The organism is Methanocorpusculum sp. (assembly GCF_030655665.1).
Lineage (GTDB): Archaea > Halobacteriota > Methanomicrobia > Methanomicrobiales > Methanocorpusculaceae > Methanocorpusculum.
Map to the genome: position 1 here is coordinate 105,661 of NZ_JAUSPQ010000008.1, position 16,940 is coordinate 122,600.

16 protein-coding genes and 2 tRNA genes are annotated in these 16,940 nt (G+C 48.9%); 14 read left to right on the forward strand and 4 right to left on the reverse strand.

The annotated features are described in order from the left end of the window. Positions 1 to 15: 15 nt before the first annotated feature. A complete protein-coding gene (locus Q7J08_RS06640) occupies positions 16 to 900 on the reverse strand; it encodes a methanogenesis marker 12 protein (RefSeq protein ID WP_304910910.1) in 885 nt (294 codons plus the stop codon). A 64-nt stretch (positions 901 to 964) separates the two neighbouring features. On the opposite strand from Q7J08_RS06640, the gene Q7J08_RS06645 reads away from it, so the two are divergent. Beyond that, a complete protein-coding gene (locus Q7J08_RS06645) occupies positions 965 to 1,717 on the forward strand; it encodes a DnaJ C-terminal domain-containing protein (protein WP_304910911.1) in 753 nt (250 codons plus the stop codon). Between the two features lie 3 nt (positions 1,718 to 1,720). Continuing rightward, entirely contained in the window at positions 1,721 to 2,440 is a 720-nt protein-coding gene (locus Q7J08_RS06650) for a hypothetical protein (protein ID WP_304910912.1), read from the forward strand. A gap of 5 nt (positions 2,441 to 2,445) precedes the next feature. Here the strand turns inward: Q7J08_RS06650 and Q7J08_RS06655 are convergent, their stop codons facing one another. Further along, positions 2,446 to 3,672 (reverse strand): adenosylhomocysteinase, encoded by a 1,227-nt coding sequence (locus tag Q7J08_RS06655; protein ID WP_304910913.1) that lies wholly within the window; start codon positions 3,670 to 3,672, stop codon positions 2,446 to 2,448. Between the two features lie 95 nt (positions 3,673 to 3,767). Between Q7J08_RS06655 and Q7J08_RS06660 the strand changes: the two genes are divergently transcribed. From Q7J08_RS06660 to leuS, 7 genes are all read left to right on the forward strand, one after another. Further along, on the forward strand, positions 3,768 to 4,616 hold the full coding sequence (locus Q7J08_RS06660) for a patatin family protein (protein ID WP_304910914.1): 849 nt from the start codon (positions 3,768 to 3,770) through the stop codon (positions 4,614 to 4,616). A gap of 12 nt (positions 4,617 to 4,628) precedes the next feature. Beyond that, complete coding sequence (locus Q7J08_RS06665; RefSeq protein WP_304910915.1) at positions 4,629 to 5,477, forward strand: patatin family protein; 849 nt, start codon at positions 4,629 to 4,631, stop codon at positions 5,475 to 5,477. A 55-nt stretch (positions 5,478 to 5,532) separates the two neighbouring features. Further along, entirely contained in the window at positions 5,533 to 6,339 is an 807-nt protein-coding gene (gene hisF / locus Q7J08_RS06670; protein WP_304910916.1) for an imidazole glycerol phosphate synthase subunit HisF, read from the forward strand. Beyond that, on the forward strand, positions 6,339 to 6,914 hold the full coding sequence (locus Q7J08_RS06675) for a class I SAM-dependent methyltransferase (protein WP_304910917.1): 576 nt from the start codon (positions 6,339 to 6,341) through the stop codon (positions 6,912 to 6,914). The genes hisF and Q7J08_RS06675 overlap by 1 nt, the downstream gene beginning before the upstream one ends. A gap of 2 nt (positions 6,915 to 6,916) precedes the next feature. Further along, positions 6,917 to 7,288 carry a phosphoribosyl-AMP cyclohydrolase gene (hisI, locus tag Q7J08_RS06680; protein ID WP_304910918.1) on the forward strand — a complete coding sequence of 124 codons (372 nt, stop codon included), beginning with the start codon at positions 6,917 to 6,919 and terminating at the stop codon, positions 7,286 to 7,288. Between the two features lie 73 nt (positions 7,289 to 7,361). Next, entirely contained in the window at positions 7,362 to 9,374 is a 2,013-nt protein-coding gene (locus Q7J08_RS06685) for a PINc/VapC family ATPase (protein WP_304910919.1), read from the forward strand. Between the two features lie 16 nt (positions 9,375 to 9,390). Next, entirely contained in the window at positions 9,391 to 12,189 is a 2,799-nt protein-coding gene (gene leuS, locus Q7J08_RS06690; protein ID WP_304910920.1) for a leucine--tRNA ligase, read from the forward strand. A gap of 69 nt (positions 12,190 to 12,258) precedes the next feature. On the opposite strand, the gene Q7J08_RS06695 is transcribed toward leuS, so the two are convergent. After that, positions 12,259 to 12,603, reverse strand: coding sequence for a DUF5611 family protein (locus Q7J08_RS06695; protein ID WP_304910921.1), 345 nt, complete (start codon positions 12,601 to 12,603; stop codon positions 12,259 to 12,261). Positions 12,604 to 12,737: 134 nt separating this feature from the next. On the opposite strand from Q7J08_RS06695, the gene Q7J08_RS06700 reads away from it, so the two are divergent. The 3 genes from Q7J08_RS06700 (at position 12,738) to Q7J08_RS06710 (ending at position 14,798) form a co-directional block, all read left to right on the forward strand. Then, complete coding sequence (locus Q7J08_RS06700; RefSeq protein ID WP_304910922.1) at positions 12,738 to 13,526, forward strand: proteasome assembly chaperone family protein; 789 nt, start codon at positions 12,738 to 12,740, stop codon at positions 13,524 to 13,526. A 127-nt stretch (positions 13,527 to 13,653) separates the two neighbouring features. Next, positions 13,654 to 13,728: transfer RNA gene (locus Q7J08_RS06705), tRNA-Arg, on the forward strand. Between the two features lie 227 nt (positions 13,729 to 13,955). Continuing rightward, positions 13,956 to 14,798: a hypothetical protein gene (locus tag Q7J08_RS06710; RefSeq protein ID WP_304910923.1), complete on the forward strand. Its 843-nt coding sequence runs from the start codon at positions 13,956 to 13,958 to the stop codon at positions 14,796 to 14,798. Here Q7J08_RS06710 and Q7J08_RS06715 read toward each other — a convergent pair. Further along, positions 14,785 to 15,897: a GTP-binding protein gene (locus tag Q7J08_RS06715; protein WP_304910924.1), complete on the reverse strand. Its 1,113-nt coding sequence runs from the start codon at positions 15,895 to 15,897 to the stop codon at positions 14,785 to 14,787. The two genes, Q7J08_RS06710 and Q7J08_RS06715, sit on opposite strands and share 14 nt — an antisense overlap. Before the next feature lie 134 nt (positions 15,898 to 16,031). Here Q7J08_RS06715 and Q7J08_RS06720 point away from each other — a divergent pair. Both Q7J08_RS06720 and Q7J08_RS06725 read left to right on the forward strand, forming a co-directional pair. Next, a tRNA-Glu gene (locus tag Q7J08_RS06720) sits at positions 16,032 to 16,104 on the forward strand. 188 nt (positions 16,105 to 16,292) lie between these two features. Further along, entirely contained in the window at positions 16,293 to 16,931 is a 639-nt protein-coding gene (locus Q7J08_RS06725) for a DUF2284 domain-containing protein (RefSeq protein WP_304910925.1), read from the forward strand. The last annotated feature ends 9 nt before the right edge of the window (positions 16,932 to 16,940 follow it).

The following is a 16,940-nucleotide window of genomic DNA, read 5'->3' on the forward strand; positions in this document are numbered from 1 at the left end:
GGTGGTGATGAATTATTATTTGCGGGGCAGTATGACCGGAATTCCCAGAATCTCCTTTGTTCCGGTAAAAACATCATGTGCGACAAGCGCAAGTCCCTCGGATGCTGCCCATTCGTCATACACCATGACTGGTTTTTGGAGTAATGCGGATATTTCCTCGGCTAATTCAGGTGCAAGACTGCCTGCTAAGGCAATCGGAGCCTCGCATGAAAGAAGAAGAAGTGAAGCGCATTCCATTGCTGCCCACATAGCGATGGCCGGCTTTTGGTATTTCTCTTCAAGATGGCACGAGACTCCCGCGGTAGTGAACGCCTCGTTCGCCGTACACTCGCCCTCATCGATTCTTCTGATCGCATCTACATCAAGGGCTCCATGTTGTGTTCCCGGCGCGAAGATGCATGCGTCGAAAGCTCCGACGATCTTTCCGTTGACAACGAGGAGTGAAACTGTGTTGGAACTGATGTCTGACACGATAAAAGTGTCATGGAGAGTTTGTTTTGCAAGATATGCTATTCCGAGTTTTTCCGGACTGGTCTGATGGGAATATACTTTGAATCTGGGATCTGTATCAGACCCCCGGTGAATTCCCGGGATCACGACTGCGGGAATCCCTGACTCTTTTATGACATCGAATACCCGCGTTCCTCCGCCGATGTGTTCACCTGCACCGTCACGAGTGATGACTCCCCGGTTTTTTAACTGAGCAATGGGTGTTATTTTGGAAAAATTATCTCCCATAGAATAGCATACAGCGAACCCCTCTATATCATTGATTGGGCAGAGTTTCTCCAGAGCTGAAAGTTCAAATTTTTTTGCCGCTTCCCGGGATATTTTCAGATGTTTTCCGGTTTCTGTTGCGAACCGAAGAGACGTTGTCCCATGGTCGACTCCGATATACATACAGGTATGTATTGCTCGAATATGAGATAAGTTCTATCCTTTATAACACCAATAAGATAAGTGAATGGGCGATTCCCACTATGACACTCTTGGCGTAGCCGAAAATGCAACGCCGGAAATGATAAAAAAAGCCTATGTTGCTCTCGTCAAGGAGTTCCACCCGGATCATGCGGGTGCGAGCGAGAATAAACAGCAGGAGTACAACGAGCGTCTGCTCAAGATAATGGCGGCGTATGAGGTTCTCAGCAATCCGGAATCCAAAGCAGCCTATGATGCCGAACATGCAGTCACTCTCAATGCACCTTCCCCCCGCGGTAAAAAAATGTCAGGTATGCCTACAAAAAGCGGGGACATCGAAACGGAATATCCGATATCCATGTCTATCGCTGCATATGGAAAAGGCAAGATTCCTATGCAGGTCGCAGGAGAGAAGGTCGTTATCAAAGTCTACCCGGGAGTTAGACGGTACAGAATCGAAAACAAAGGTGTGCCGGTCGAAGGAAAACCCCGCGGCGATCTGTATGTCAATCTCAAAGTGATCCCGGAGGAGAACTGGGAGATCGATGATGCAACAAACAATCTGATCTGTCACCTGCAGATCCCGCCCAAAGTCGCAGAGCAGGGCGGAACGATCCCCCTCACCCTTCTCTTCAATAAAACCATCAAAATTACCGTACCAGCCGGTGTAAAAACGGGAGACCGCTTTGTCCCGCCTGAAGGAAAAGGACTTGGAGTCTTATCTCCGAAGAAAAAAGGCAATCTCGTCATTGAGGTCGAGGTTGCAAAGAAGAAAGGCCTCTTTGGTCTTTTTGGATAAACCATGACAGAAAAAAACGGAAATCTGACTGCATCTGACTTTCATCACGAATTATATCGCAGATTTGATGCGGCAACCGAACGCGGAGAGTCACATCTCGAAGTCACGGCAGGAGAACTGCATAAAACACTCAAAGCTTCAAACAGGCTTTCGATGTGCAGCAACGCGCTTTACGATATGCAGAACATCGGCGATGCGATTCTCTCCGTTCCATCCGGCGGCGTTGGCTCATCTCTCCTGATTAGGTATTCCCTTCCCAGAGAAAGAGGCATTGATCTGGAAAAAAGTATCTATGAACGATCGGCTGTCCTCTCCGGGTATGAGATGCGGATGAAACGGTTTATTGAAATCGCTGCGATCCATCCGGTTTTCCGCGATCTCGAACCGATATCCCGCCAGAAAAAATCCGAGACCGCTGCCAGAAAACTCTGTGACATCACGGCTGAGGTTGCCGAACTTATCTGTAAATATCAGAAAGTTCGTGCCGACAACACAAAGTTCGGGACCCTCTGCGGCGTGATCGGCCGCACAGGTATCCTGAGTGACGATGCATTATATGCTCTCGATTTTGTCAGGATCATTGGAAACACCAATGCCCGGAAGGTTCCTGATGAACATCTGCTGGTACCGGCAGTCTTCTCGTATGCATCATATGCATTCCTGATCTTTGCAGAAGAGGTCGTAGAGAAACGGCTTATCTGGAAAAAAGAAAAAGCTGAATAAACAAATTATGTGCCGTGATTCCACGAGCACATGTACTCTTTTTGACTGCCGGACAGTTCATCAATCGTTGCGCCCACAGCTGCCAGTTTCAGACGGGCAATATATTCATCGATCTTTGAGGGGATGTCGTGGACGCCAGGTGACATATTTTTGCCGTTCTTTGCAATGTATTCAACACCGAGTGCCTGGACCGCAAAGCTCAGATCCATGACTTCGATCGGGTGTCCCATACCTTTCGGCGTTGCGAGGTTGACCAGTCTTCCTTCTGCAAGCAGGTGGATCTTTTTGTTGCCGACAACGTAGGTGTCGATTCCGTCACGGTGTTCAACAGAAGCAGCATGGGCTTCGAGCCAAGGGATGGAGATCTCATTATTGAAATGACCCGCGTTTGCCAGGATCACCCCGGATTTTAACAGAGGGAAGTGATTATCGGTGATGATGTCGCAGTTCCCTGTCGTCGTGATGAAGAGATCGCCGAGTTTTGCGGCTTCATCCATACTCATCACATCAAAACCGTCGAAGTGTGCCTGAAGGGCGCGGCGTGGGTCGACCTCCGTGACGATGACACGTGCGCCAAGAGCGCGTGCTTTGGTGGCGACACCTCTCCCGCAGTATCCGTATCCGGCAACGACCACGTGTTTTCCTGCAATGAGGGTGTTCGTTGTCAGCATGATGGATGCGAGAGCACTTTCGCCGGTCCCGTGCACATTATCGAAGTAATGTTTCATCGGCGTGTCATTTACCGACAATACGGGGAACTCGAGTTTCCCTTCGGCATGCATTGCCTTCAGCCGATGGATTCCGGTTGTAGTCTCCTCGCATGCCCCGATAATCTGCGGGAGTGCATCTCTTCTGTCGAGATGGACCCTGTTGATAAGATCCATGCCATCATCGATGGTCAGGGTCGGTTTTGCGTCCAATACTTTATCGATCGCCTCGTAATACTCCTCAGTGTTACACCCCCTCTTTGCATAACAGGCGATGCCGCCTTCTGAAAGTGCCTCTGCCACATCATCCTGGGTGGAAAGCGGATTGCATCCGGTTATATATACCTCGGCCCCGCCAGCCTGGAGTGTTCTGACAAGGCACGCCGTCTTCGCTTCAACGTGCAGAGCCATACCTATCCTCTGGCCTTTGAGGGGTTTTTCCTCTTCAAAGCGTTTCCGGATCGCCGATAAGACCGGCATGTACTGGGAAGCCCACTGTATTTTCAGTTCGCCCGAACTCGTCATACCCTATATGTTGGTCTGCATGGCTATTATTCGTTGCTTGTGAGACCAGTTCCTGCGGAAAATATACTATTTATCGAGAGCAAAATACTAACCACATGTATTCTGCTGGACTGATTTTAGAAGGAGGGGGTATGCGCGCAGCATATACGGCAGGGGTCATCGACGCTTTGATCGACAACAAGCTGGAATTTACTTCATGCTACGGCGTTTCTTCCGGGGCCTGTCATGGTGCCAGTTATCTCTCCAAGCAGAGGGGAAGGGCATATCGTACCATGACTGATTATATGGGAGATAAACAGTACTTCAGCTACTGGAATTTATTTACCAAAGGGGATCTTTTAGGTCCTGAAATGGTCTTTCACATAATCCCGGAACAACTTGATCCCTTTGATTATGATGAATATAACAAATATCCTGGTAAGTTTTACTGTGTTGCGACAAATTGTGAGACGGGCGAAGCTGAATATTTTCATCTGAAAATCATGGAGGAGGATGTAGAGATGCTCCATGCATCAAGTGCTCTTCCGATCCTTGCCAAAAAAGTAAAAATAGGTGAGAACTATTATTTTGATGGGGGAATAATCGATTCTATCCCTATCAAACGTTCAATTGACGATGGAAATGTGAAAAATGTTCTTGTTCTGACACAGGATGCGGTTTATCAAAAGAAATATGATAAGGCGACGCCTATTCTGAAAATTGCCTACCCAAAGTATCCGAAAATGGTTGAGATGGTTGCTACCCGCCACATCAGATATAACGAGGCTCTGGAACTTATTACCCAAGAAGAAGCTGCAGGAAGAGCATTTGTTATCCGTCCAAAAAAACCGGTCACTGTCTCCCGAATTAAGTTCAACAAGGAAAAAATTGCCCTTCTCTATGATGAAGGATATCATGATGCAATGGAAAAAATTGATGATCTGATCGCATTTCTGGAGAAGTAAGCCTGGGCTTGTATGTATTCTGCAGGACTGATCTTTGAAGGCGGCGGTATGCGTGGAGCATATACGACAGGGGTTATTGATGCATTTCTGGATAATGATCTGGAATTTTCCAGTTGTTACGGCGTTTCTGTCGGTGCCTGCAATGCTGCATCTTTTATCGCCAAACAGCGCAGGCGGGCATACCGGGTAACGACTGATTATATTGGAGATAAACGATACTGCAGTATCCTGAGTCTTCTGAGATCCGGAAATTTATTTGGTCCGGAGATGCTTTATCACATCATTCCCGAGCAGCTCGATCCGTATGATTATGATGCGTTTGCCCGGTATCCTGGAAAATTATCAGTCGTCGCCACCAACTGTGAGACCGGCGAAGCTGAATATTTTCATCTGAAAAATATGCGTGAAGAGGTGGAAATGCTTCAGGCCTCAAGTTCTCTCCCGCTCCTTGCAAAAATAGTCAGGATTGATGGAAAAGAATACCTGGACGGCGGAGTGGTCGATTCGATCCCAATTCAGCGGTCCATCGCTGATGGGAACTCCAAAAACGTCGTCGTCCTGACTCAGGATATCACCTATCGGAAGGAACCAATGAAGATCGTTCCGCTTCTGAAAATATTCTATAGAAATTATCCTAATCTTGTTCACCAGCTTGCCACCCGGCATGCCCGGTATAACCAGACCTTGGATTTTCTCGCGCAGGAGGAATCTGCAGGCCGGGCGTTTGTGATCCGTCCGAAAAAACCGGTGAACATTGGCAGAGTTGAGACAAACAAAACGAAGCTTGCTGCCCTCTATGATGATGGATATCGTGAAACGATGGGAAGAATGGAAGATCTGATCGCGTTTCTGGAAAAGTGATCCATTCTCCTTTTTTTCAAACAGGCTTTTCTCCAAAAAACACCAACAGTATTCTATGGGACTTACCCGGCGAATCATTCCCTGTCTTGATCTGAAAGCAGGACGGGTGGTAAAGGGAGTAAATTTTGAAGGGCTTCGCGATGCAGGCGATCCTGTCGAACTTGCCGCACGATATAATGAACAGGGTGCCGATGAGGTCGTGTTTCTGGATATTGCGGCCTCGAAGGACAACCGCGATACAATGGTCGATGTGATCGGTCGGGCAGCCGATCAACTTTTCCTCCCACTTACGGTCGGCGGTGGGATCCGCACGGTCAAAGACATCCAGGAGATCCTGCGTGCCGGAGCTGATAAGGTAAGTCTGAACACTTCTGCGGTAAAAACACCCGAAGTAATAAATGAAGGATCCCGTTTGTTCGGGAACCAGTGTATTGTACTTGCCGAGGACGTTCGGAGAAATTATGAGATGCGTGAGGGTGTGACCCCGATACATCTCGCCGACGGTCGGGTCTGCTGGTATGAGGTAGTCATCTACGGGGGAAGTGAGCGAACCGGTATCGATGCCGTTTCATGGGCGCAGAACGGGGTCAAAAGAGGTGCCGGTGAGATCCTGCTTACGTCAATGGAAACCGACGGTGTGAAGACCGGTTTCGATCTGGAGATCACCGCGGCCATCTCGGATAATGTCGATGTTCCGGTGATTGCATCCGGCGGTGTCGGGACTTTGGAACATTTCTATGACGGTTTTGTCAAAGGAAAAGCCGATGCCTGTCTTGCGGCAAGTGTGTTCCATTACGGCGAGATGACAATTCGGGATGTCAAAGAGTACCTGGCATCCCGCGGCGTTTTGGTCCGGTTGTAATGGGATGGCAGACTGATTATCAGATGCGTGGCCCCCGATGGGCAGGTCCCTCTTATTTACTGCCGGAGATGCCTGCGGGCAATCTCATTCTTGAGACCGGATGCGGGAACGGAAAAACACTCAGTTCACTCGGACCGAATGCAATCGGGATCGACATCTCCCCGACTGCTGTAAAACTTGCCGGATCCTCGGCGCTGGTTGGCGACATCCGTTTTCTTCCGTTCAACGATGAAATTTTTGATATAATATTCTGCTGGCACGTCCTGGGACATCTTTCATCCTCGGAAAGGAGAACTGCGGCTGATGAGATGCTCCGAGTTTTGAAACCCGGAGGTGTTTTGTATTTCAAAGATTTTTCCAGAAACGATTTTCGGTATGGAAAAGGGGCCGAGGTCGAACCTTCATCATTTTTGCGGGGTGACGGGATCGTCACGCATTATTTCGAGCCTGAGGAACTCCTTTCTCTTTTCGGTCCGTCCGTTATATCCACTGCATCATGGGATCTTCGGATAAAAGGTGTGAACAACCACAGAGAAGAGATTCTCTTATCTCATAAAAAAACCAATACAGAATAATTATGCCGGATCTTTTTCCCTCACTCAACTACACTGACGGGCTCATTCCTGTGATCGTTCAGGACGTCAGGACCAATCAGGTCCTCATGTTTGCTTTTGCCAATGAGGAAGCGGTTTCTCTTACGTTGTCAACAGGATATGCTCACTACTTCAGCCGTTCACGAAATAAACTCTGGAAAAAAGGTGAGGAGTCAGGTCACCTGCAGAAAATCGTCCGGGTCTGTGTTGACTGTGATGAAGACTGTCTGTTATATCTGGTCGAACAGACCGGGTGTGCCTGTCACGAGGGATATGTCAGCTGTTTTTTCCGAACGATCGACGGCGAGGTGATTCTTCCGAGATTTAAGGATCCGGCAGATATCTACTCCCAGTGAATCATTTACTGAACCTTTTGGAACACTATACTAATATCCTATTGAAACCCCATAAATACTGGTTGAATATTTTATGATACTCGTACCTGATACCAGCGTCGTCATCGACGGCCGCGTTACCGCCCTGATCGAGAAAGGGGAATACCGTGACGCAACGATAATAATACCTGAAGCTGTCTTTGCCGAACTCGAGGCACAGGCGAACCAGGGCAGAGAAATAGGTTTTTCCGGCCTCGCTGAGCTGCAGAGACTTTGTGTTCTTGCGAAACAGGGCAGGATCACTCTACAATATGTTGGCGAAAGACCCAGACTGGAACAGGTCAAATTAGCTGCCGGCGGCGAGATTGATGCCATGATCCGGGCAGTTGCCATCGAACACGGAGCAACGTTCCTTACGAGTGATTACGTTCAGGCGGAAGTTGCCAGAGCAAAAGGACTCGACGTTGTCTATTTGAAATCCGAAACGATCGACAATTTTGCACCGCTTCAGATCGATGAGTTCTTTGATGAAAACACGTTTGCTGTCTATCTGAAGGAGCGTGTGGCTCCCTGCGCCCGCAAAGGAACGATCAAAGAATCCCGACTTGTCCAGATCAGAGAAGCTCCCGCCACTGAATATGAGCTCCGTGCTATTGCTCAGGAGTGTCTTGAGCGTGCTAAACGTCACCCTGATGGATTTGTCGAGGTTGAGATGCCTGGGGTTACTGTGTCCCAGATCGGCTCGATGAGGATCACCACGACCCGCCCTCCGTTTTCCGACGGTATCGAGGTAACCGTCGTCCGTCCAACACGCGAGGTCTCCTTTGAGTCCTACAACTTTGCGGCCGCATTGAAGGATCGGCTCAAGGAGGGATCCGGCGGTATGCTCATTGTAGGGACTCCTGGTTCTGGAAAATCCACGCTTGAGCAGAACATTGCGATCTATCTAGGCGGTCAGAACTTCATCGTCAAGACCATTGAGTCGCCCCGTGACCTGATGGTTCCAGATAGCATCACTCAGTATACAGCCCTTGATGGAAGTATCGCCGCAACCGGTGAGGTCCTGACCCTGCTCCGTCCCGATTACGTCATCTTTGACGAGATGCGGAGAAGTGAAGAGTTATCGGTTTTTGCCGATCTCCGTCTGTCCGGCATCAAAGTGATCGGCGGTCTCCATGCGAAGTCCGCACTGGACGCAATGATACGCCTTGCAAGTCTCGTCGATCTCAATCTCATCCCGCAGATCGTTGCCACGATGGTGTTTGTGAAAACCGGGGACATCTCGGAAATTTACAATGTCTCGACCGGGTTTGGTGTGCCCAAAGCCCTTGAACAGATCGGCGACCCGCAGATCCGCCCTATCGTCAGACTTACCAATATTATAACTCAGGAAACTGCCGCCGAAGCGTTCAGATATGAAGGAGAAGTTATGGTCACACCCGCCGCCGGTCTTCCAAAAGTCAGCCCGGTCGTTGTTCCAAAAACTATTCCCGCTCCTGTGCCCGCTCCGTCTCCGGCTCCAAAAGCACAAGCTCCTGTAGTTCCTGAGCCGCCGACCGTTCAGGAGGAGCGTTCAGCTCCCCCGGTCCATTCCATGCCAACCTATGAGGTCACTGATGACAACCCGGCATGGATCGTTCTGGAAAAGGAAATCCAGAATGAAATCCGTAGGTTCACCGAAGGCGACATTGTTGTCCGTATGATAACTGACACTAAAGCCGCAGTCTATATCGAAGACGCCGATGTTCCTGCAGCAATTGGTAAAGCCGGCAAAAACATCGCGGCTGTTGTCAGTAAAGTTGGCGTCGGAATCGATGTTCGCCCACTAAGCGACCTTCCGGGACGGGAGGTCCTATTCAATGATGTGCCGGCGCCCATTACAGGGTATGCCGGATTTAAGATCAAAAGCGAGAAAAAACAGTTATCCATCATCTGTCCGGATTATGCGGGTAAAATCGTAGATCTTTTCTCAGGAAAAGAGTATCTATTTACTGCAACTGTTGATGATTACGGAGAAATCCATCTCGCACGCAACTCTAGTATCGCTATGGAAATGATAAGGCGCTACGGTGCCGAAGAGGAACTTAAAATCCGTCCCGTCGATTAACACAATAGGTGAAAAAATGGCAAATACCCTGGTAATGACCGAAATCGAACCGGAGATCCGCAGCGAGTGGATTCCCGCCTTCGAATCAAATCCTGATGAAACAAAAGACAAACTTTACGTAAACGTAGCATTTCCGTATCCGAGCGGTGCAATGCATGTAGGACACGGGAGGACCTACATCATCCCCGATGTGATCGCCCGGTTCTGGAGGATGCAGGGAAAGCAGGTGCTTTTCCCGATGGCATTCCACGTCACCGGAGCTCCTGTTCTTGGAATCGCAAAACGCATCGCAAAAAAAGATGCAAAAACTCTCAAGCTCTACGGTGAACTCTATCGTGTCCCACAGGATACTCTTGCAAACTTCACCGATCCGATCACGATCGTGAACTACTTCGCCGATGAGTATGAGCGGGTCATGAAACAGCTCGGCCTTTCCATCGATTGGAGACGCCGGTTCACGACCATCATCCCCCAATACAGTAAGTTCATCGAATGGCAGTACACCCACATCCATGGTCAGGGCAAGGTCCTGAAAGGGGAATATCCTGTTAGATACTGCCCGGCATGTGATCAGCCAGTTGGCGACCACGACCTTCTTGAAGGTGAATCTGCTGAGATCATGCACTTTGTGTTTGTGATGTATCAGTTTGGCGAGTTCCAGATTCCGTGTGCCACTCTCCGTCCCGAAACCATCTTCGGGGTAACAAACCTCTGGGCAAATCCGGAGACCAGATACATCAAAGCGGAAGTTGATGGTCAGAAATGGATCATCAGCCCGGAAGCAGCTGAAAAACTCCGGATGCAGAAACACACCGTTGTTGAGCTCTCTACCCTCCAAGGAACCGAACTGATCGATAAATTTGCGAAGAATCTCTATACTGGCGCTGATGTTCAGATCCTTCCAGCCTCCTTCGTAGACCCGGATATGGGGTCCGGTCTTGTGATGAGTGTTCCGGCCCACGCTCCGTTTGATTATATTGCACTGCGTGATCTCCAGGAAAAAGGAAAGTATACTGATATCAAGGCGATCCCTCTGGTCACTGTTCCAAACTATGGAAAGGTCCCGGCACAGGACATCATCGAGAAGAACAAGATCCCGAACCAGGACGATCCGCGGATGGATGACCTGACGCAGGAACTTTACACTGCTGAGTTCTCGAAAGGAAAACTCAACGAAGCCTGTGGAATCCATGCAGGAAAATCCGTCCGTCAGGCACGTGAGGATGTAACCCGCGAGTTCACGGAAGAACGCGGATCGATCATCTTCCATGAGATGAGTCAGAAGCGTGTGACCTGCCGCTGCGGCGGACGTGTGTATGTCAAGATTCTGGATGACCAGTGGTTCCTGAATTACGGTGATCAGGCGTGGAAAGATCAGGTCCACGAGCAGCTGCCGAAGGTGGAGCTCGTTCCGCCGGAGGTTCGTGCCGAGTTCGAGCGGACGATCGACTGGCTCAAAGAATGGCCGTGCTCCCGCCGTGTTGGTCTCGGGACCCATGTTCCATGGGATCCGAAGTGGCTGTTCGAGCCTCTCTCAGACTCTACCGTCTACATGGCCTACTACACTATTGCCCACAAGGTCTCCAGCATCCCGGCCGAGAAACTCACACCCGCGGTCTTTGATTATATTTTCCTTGGAAAGGGCGACCCGGCAGAAATGCCTGTAGATGAGGCTACCTTAAATGAACTCCGTTCCGAGTTCATGTACTGGTACCCATACGATTACCGGTTCAGTGCAAAGGATCTTATCTCGAATCACCTGACCTTCCAGCTTTTCCACCACAAGGCGATCTTCCCGGACAACCTCCAGCCAAAAGGCATGGTCGTTTTCGGGATGGGTCTCTTAAATGGTATGAAGATGTCATCTTCGAAAGGAAACGTTTTCCTTCTGGAAGATGCGGCAAACGAGTTTGGGGCAGATACCGTGCGTATGTTCCTTGTCGGCTCCGCCGAGCCCTGGCAGGACTTCGACTGGAGAAACGAGCTTGTTCTCTCCGTCAAGAAACAGATCGAGCGGATGTGGCAGATCATTCTGGATTCATCGGATGCTTCCGGAACCACGCCGATCGATGCGTGGCTCGTATCCCGCATGCAGCAGAGGATTGCAGCAACGACGAAGTGTCTCCGATCCTTCCAGACCAGACAGGCTCTGCAGGAAGCATACAACGGTGTTGTCTCGGATCTTGCATGGTACCGCAGAAGGCTCCCGGAGGGTTCATCCGGCGGTGCTGTTCAGAAGGAGGTCATGTCTGAGTGGATCCGTCTGATGGCCCCGATCATTCCGTATACGACAGAAAAACTCTGGAAGGAAACCGGTCACGAGGGTCTTGTTTCATTCGCAGAATGGCCTGTAGCTGATGAGTCAAAGATCAACAAATCTGTTGAGATCTCTGAGTCTCTCCTTCAGAGAACGATCGAGGATATCCAGTCTATCTTAAAACTTGTTCAGATCGAGGCGGCAAAGGTCACGCTCTTCATCGCCCCGCAGTGGAAGCGTCATCTCTTCTCTATCGTAGCAGGCGCCGAGGATAAGAGAAATGTGGTCAAGACAGTCATGGCTGACGAGTCGCTCCGTGCAAAAGGAAAAGAGGCGACCGATGCTTCTCTCCAGACAGTAAAGCTGATCCACTCCCTCTCACCTGAACTGGTTTCTGCCATCGCAGAGGGTGTTGATGAGGAAGCTATCTTCCAGGCAGCGTCCGCCTTTATTGAAAAGGAATGCAGACTCGTTGTTGAGATCGTCTCCGCCGAGGGAAGTGCCCACCCGAAAGCAAAATCAGCATTACCGTTCAAGCCTGCACTTGTTATCGAGTGAGATATCACTCATCTTTTTTTTAAAAAAGTATGGAGCAGGGCTCCAGGTAAAATAGTGAATTTAGAAATTTTATTCTTCTTTTTCGGCCGCTTTCTTTGCCCGTTTGACTCGTTCCTTTGTGGTAAAACAGGTGATTAAATCGAGATAACTCCGGAACTTCTTATTTGTGTCCAAGATGATGGGGTCTGCCTGTTCATCCGGGAGTGCAAGGATCGTTGCATTCGTTTCAGTGTCGACCATCACAGTTTTGTTCTTCTCTCCAGTCCAGATCTCAAGGCGCGACATGCTCCCGTAGGAGATCATGTAATGTCCGTCTTTTACCGTTGGTTTGACGCCGAAAATATCCGAAAACCCTGCTTTGATCCTATCTTCGAGGTCACTGGTGTTTCCGCGCTTGACTTCGTATTCCTGCATACCATATAGTATGGACGGCTATTCTAAAATTAGTTGCTTTCCCGTCCGGCTCTTTTCCCAGACGCGGCAGGTGTCTCCGATCTCCTCTCAGACCGTATCCGAAGTATTATCCCTCTAAAAAGAGACTAAAGTGTATGGAAAAAAGTTCAGAAGGCAGTAACGGCGGCACAAGATGTACGGTTAATGCCTTTAACGCAGGAGACGATCCTCTGGTCCGTGTCGCGGCTGAGATCCCCTCATCTAAAGAGACCGTTCTCATTGCAGGATTCCCGGGTTCCGGCCTTGTCGGGAGCATAGCCGTTCAATATCTTGTGGAATCATTATCCTTCACCCATATTGGTGATATCGTCAGCCCGCTTCTGCCTGCCGTCTCTCTCGCGACAGCCGGCCTTGCTCAGGCTCCTCTACGTCTCTATGAAAAGGGGGGAATGCTTGTTGTTCTGTCTGATGTTCCTATCTCCGACGAGGGGTCGTGCCTGATCCCGTCCAAGCTTCTGGAATGGCTATGTGCTCGTACGGTCGTTACCGAGATCATTTTGATCGGGGGCGTTGTGACCGGCGGTGACGGTGAGCGGGTGTTCGGTGTTGCAACGACCTTGGAAGGTGTTGAAAAAATCAGACCAAATTGCCAGATACTTCCTGCCCTCAATATAACCGGTATCACCGGGGGATTCCTGACGGAAGCCTGCATGCGAAAAATACCTGCCACGGGTTTTCTTGTCGAAACAAATTTTGATGTCGATCCGCGTGCCTCTGCAGCCGGTCTCTCAGTGATCAGCTCGATCTACAGCCTTGGACTTGATGTCGACCCTCTCATCGCGCAGGCTGATTCCATTGAGCCTATGCTTCAGAAACTTGCAGAGGATGTGAAAAAAAGTGATGTCCCCCCCACGTCGTTCGATGGGGATATAATGTATGGGTAATCCCCATTCTCCTCTTCTCCCTGTCTCATTTCTGATTCACAGACCTGATTTTGTCTCCCCCTCATTAGTGTATCTAAGGGAGAGTTTATCTTCATGAAAAACGAATAGGTTAAGGCGTTACGAACGTGGGCTTGTGGCTTAGCCCGGATATAGCGTCGGGCTTCTAACCCGAATGTCGGGGGTTCGAATCCCTCCAGGCCCGTAATGCGTTTTTTTTTTGGATTTCTGACCAACATCTTTATATCATTATAAAACTATTTATTTTTGTAAGACAGTTTACGGAGGTGAACTGCCAAAAAACGTGAAAAAGCTGCAAGGGTTGTGCTAAACTTCATAGAATATGTGAAGTGATGGAATGTTGTTTGAATAATTCTGTTTTAATATCTGGGTAATTCTTTATCACGTTAATCTGCATACATTACTGTATCCATGTCTTCAGAGGATACTTCCCCGGATCACTTTTCATCGATCAACGCTCAGCTTGATGCCGCAGAGAGGTATCTTCATGAAGGAGATATCGATGCTTCTCTCTCTTCAATTGAAACTGCAGTATCTCAGCTATGTTGCGTAGGGTCGGGGACTCTATCTGAGATTCCCGAAGCAGATATTGCTACTTTGGATGGTCGTCTTGCCGCGATCCTGCGGCGGTTTGCGGAAAGTTCCGGTGTCCTGCCGGAAAATTTTGATCAGGTCCTTTCTATTACGGGCGTTCCCGAATCTCTTCGTAGTGTGTTTGCCGAAAGATCTTCGGACTCACTCTCTGCAGAGGAGATCGTAGAGGTCCTGCAGATCATCTACACTGCGCCTGATGAAATATCAGAGGATCCGAGGGATGATATATCGATTCTAAAAACCCTGACAGATATCCTGATCGGGCAGAAAACAGTTTCCGACGTAATCTTTTCGGAAAATGGGGGATATGATATGCTCGCAGTAACCGCAACCCCCTATCTGATCACCGGTGCTGTTTACGTATATGGCGATGAGGGGGAAGCAGAGGCGAAGATCCCGGATATGCTTGAGGGCCCTGTCAAACGCCTTGTGAGGCTTTTGTTCTCCTTGCTGACCTCTGCGTTCATCTCGGGTCTTCTCCTTCTTATCGTTCGGCGTATTCTTGCAGCGCGAAGGATGCGACCTGGTGTTGTTGAGAATGCGGCCTTTGCGGCCTCTGTCCTTTCTCTCACAGCGGCAAACATCCCTATGATACTCGAAGGCTTACGAGCTGCAGTTCATGAACTGGAGGAACTGCGGTCTCTGATCATAACTTCGTAACGATTGTTACGATATCATTATCCTCGACCACATGCTTTAGACCAACCTTGGCCGCATCATGCTTGACTGAGGTTCCCCAGATCTTCGCATATCTGAACTGATCAACGAAATCACGGTGAAGTCTGTGACAGATATCCTCAATCGTACTTCCTTCACGCATGATCATCGGCTCTTCCATATCTGCATCTTCGCCATACGGCTTCATGTAGATCCTGACGAAACCGAGGTGGTCGTAGATTGCATCCTGTAACTCCTGGATATGGTAGCCTTTATGTGCGGAGATCATGATCGGGTCGACACCGTATTTCTCCCGCATATGTTCTTCTACCTCTTCCCGCTGTGCCTCACTGATCAAATCCACTTTGTTGATAGCGATGAATGCCGGGATGTAAAGCCTGTTTCCCTGCATTGCATCCACGAGGTCATCCTGGTTTATGGTACTGCCGCGCATCAGAACATCAGCGTTCATGATTTTATTTTCGGAAAGAATGGCGCGGACTTCCTCAAGTCCGAGTTTTACTGCACCGACCCTGTTCAGTCTGATACCTCCCCCTCCGGTCTTTTTGATGGTAATATCCGGCTTCGGTTTGTTAATCCGGATGCCTGCGTCGTATAGTTCCTGCATCAGCACATCCACATGCACTGCGTTGAATACATCGCCCAGAATCACGATCAGGTCAGCCGTTCGAACGACGGCGATAACTTCCTTTCCCCTGCCTTTACCCATCGCAGCACCGGCAATCAGTCCGGGGATATCCAGGATCTGGATCTTTGCGCCTTTGTATTCCATCAGTCCTGGAACTACGGTGAGCGTGGTGAATGCGTAGGAAGCAGTTTCACTCTGCGCTCCGGTAAGTTTATTCAAGAGTGTCGATTTACCGACTGATGGAAATCCAACCAGAACGATAGTTCCGTCTCCGGATTTCTTTACTGCAAACCCCTCTCCCCCGCCTACAGACTTAATTGCACGCAGAATCATGTCGTCTTTTATTTTAGCGAGTTTCGCTTTCAGACGCCCAATGTGCTGCGAGGTTGCTTTGTTGTATTTGGTATTTTTTATTTCGTCCTCAATTGAGCGAATATCTTCTTCGAGTCCCATAGTGTCTATATTTATTGGTATTGGGATATGATGAAGATATGCAGACGTATTATCTTAGAATTTCTTTGGATGGTACCTTACACTTCGTCATCTATAAATATTCATGGTGTTAATCTTATTACGCACTTTTGTCTGCTGATATAGTGTAGTGGCCAATCATGCCGGCCTCTCACGCCGGCGACTGGGGTTCGAATCCCCATATCAGCACTCTTTTCTGAAGTTCAACGTTCCAAAGTTTTTGACGAGGAAAATTGTTAGACTCTTTTTTTTTTCTGAAAATGATGAACTGACAACAGAGAAAAAGATCAGATTGATACTGGTAAGTGTAGCGGGTGATCAATATTCATGTATATTTATAGTATGGTGATTGAACAATAACTCTAAAGGAAATTATCATGAATTCTGATTGTAATAATGTCCTAGATTACCATTTTCTTGTAGAATCTGCCCTATCACTTGGCGCTGCCGATGCAAAGGTCATTCCGACTTCCGACGTTATTGTCGAAAACCGTGTCGCACTCAAGTGCCGTTCGGGCTGTATCGGGTACGGGAAAAAGCTGACTTGTCCGCCGCATGTACCAACACCGGATGAGTTCAGGAAAATTTTATCAGAGTACGGGTATGCCCTGCTTGTCAAATTTATTTCTCCAGCTAACGCTGAACCGGATGTCATATGTTCGATATATCGCTACTGGCTTGATCCGAAAGCTCCGGCGGACAGGAAAGAGAAGGCAGAGCAGTTTTGGAAGGATCACTTCAATGGGACCGGTTCGTTTGCGCCCATGATGCTTGAGCTGGAGCGAATTGCATTTAATGCCGGCAATGTCTTTGCACTGGCTTTTATTAACGGCTCCTGCCGGTTGTGTGAAACATGCAATGTTAAAGGTGGAATATGTGTCCACCCGACGCAGGCAAGAATTCCGGAACATGCTGTTGGAATCAATATGGTAAAAACGGCGGAAAATGCCGGGATGTCTATCCGCTTTCCGGTGCAGGAGCACCCTGAACTGATGGCAATCCTGCTTATAGACTAAATCAGTGGA

What these genes read in the sequence shown, in the direction of transcription:
- Q7J08_RS06710 (WP_304910923.1), top strand. Translation starts at nt 13,956, where the DNA reads ATGTCTTCAGAGGATACTTCCCCGGATCACTTTTCATCGATCAACGCT.
- Q7J08_RS06665 (WP_304910915.1), top strand. Translation starts at nt 4,629, where the DNA reads ATGTATTCTGCAGGACTGATCTTTGAAGGCGGCGGTATGCGTGGAGCA.
- Q7J08_RS06655 (WP_304910913.1), bottom strand. Translation starts at nt 3,672, where the DNA reads ATGACGAGTTCGGGCGAACTGAAAATACAGTGGGCTTCCCAGTACATG.
- Q7J08_RS06695 (WP_304910921.1), bottom strand. Translation starts at nt 12,603, where the DNA reads ATGCAGGAATACGAAGTCAAGCGCGGAAACACCAGTGACCTCGAAGAT.
- Q7J08_RS06675 (WP_304910917.1), top strand. Translation starts at nt 6,339, where the DNA reads ATGGGATGGCAGACTGATTATCAGATGCGTGGCCCCCGATGGGCAGGT.
- hisF (WP_304910916.1), top strand. Translation starts at nt 5,533, where the DNA reads ATGGGACTTACCCGGCGAATCATTCCCTGTCTTGATCTGAAAGCAGGA.
- Q7J08_RS06700 (WP_304910922.1), top strand. Translation starts at nt 12,738, where the DNA reads ATGGAAAAAAGTTCAGAAGGCAGTAACGGCGGCACAAGATGTACGGTT.
- Q7J08_RS06660 (WP_304910914.1), top strand. Translation starts at nt 3,768, where the DNA reads ATGTATTCTGCTGGACTGATTTTAGAAGGAGGGGGTATGCGCGCAGCA.
- hisI (WP_304910918.1), top strand. Translation starts at nt 6,917, where the DNA reads ATGCCGGATCTTTTTCCCTCACTCAACTACACTGACGGGCTCATTCCT.
- leuS (WP_304910920.1), top strand. Translation starts at nt 9,391, where the DNA reads ATGGCAAATACCCTGGTAATGACCGAAATCGAACCGGAGATCCGCAGC.
- Q7J08_RS06645 (WP_304910911.1), top strand. Translation starts at nt 965, where the DNA reads ATGGGCGATTCCCACTATGACACTCTTGGCGTAGCCGAAAATGCAACG.
- Q7J08_RS06715 (WP_304910924.1), bottom strand. Translation starts at nt 15,897, where the DNA reads ATGGGACTCGAAGAAGATATTCGCTCAATTGAGGACGAAATAAAAAAT.
- Q7J08_RS06640 (WP_304910910.1), bottom strand. Translation starts at nt 900, where the DNA reads ATGTATATCGGAGTCGACCATGGGACAACGTCTCTTCGGTTCGCAACA.
- Q7J08_RS06685 (WP_304910919.1), top strand. Translation starts at nt 7,362, where the DNA reads ATGATACTCGTACCTGATACCAGCGTCGTCATCGACGGCCGCGTTACC.
- Q7J08_RS06725 (WP_304910925.1), top strand. Translation starts at nt 16,293, where the DNA reads ATGAATTCTGATTGTAATAATGTCCTAGATTACCATTTTCTTGTAGAA.
- Q7J08_RS06650 (WP_304910912.1), top strand. Translation starts at nt 1,721, where the DNA reads ATGACAGAAAAAAACGGAAATCTGACTGCATCTGACTTTCATCACGAA.